At 39.7% G+C, this 229-nt stretch carries 1 protein-coding gene; it reads right to left on the reverse strand.

All coding sequences use genetic code 11. The features are described from left to right. Positions 1 to 229, reverse strand: a 229-nt coding sequence (locus AAEZ00_RS22360; RefSeq protein ID WP_351090262.1) for a type I restriction endonuclease, incomplete at both ends; no start/stop codon positions are given.

Genomic DNA, 229 nt, shown 5'->3' on the forward strand with positions numbered 1-229 from the left:
GTTTGCAGTTGATTATAAGCATTCCAAATATCCGCATGCTCATCAGCAGGATTTTTAAGCTCAATGACGGCTATCGGCAAACCATTAATGAACACAATAACATCAGGACGACGGCTACCTTTTGTACCAATAATGGTAAATTGGTTAACGATCAAAAACTCGTTGTTATCGGGCGTAGTAAAGTCCATTAACTGTGCATGAGAATGCTTAGTTTTAGTCTCGCCATCCT

The sequence above is a fragment of the Shewanella sp. S1-49-MNA-CIBAN-0167 genome (genome assembly GCF_040310145.1).
Lineage (GTDB): Bacteria > Pseudomonadota > Gammaproteobacteria > Enterobacterales > Shewanellaceae > Shewanella > Shewanella psychromarinicola.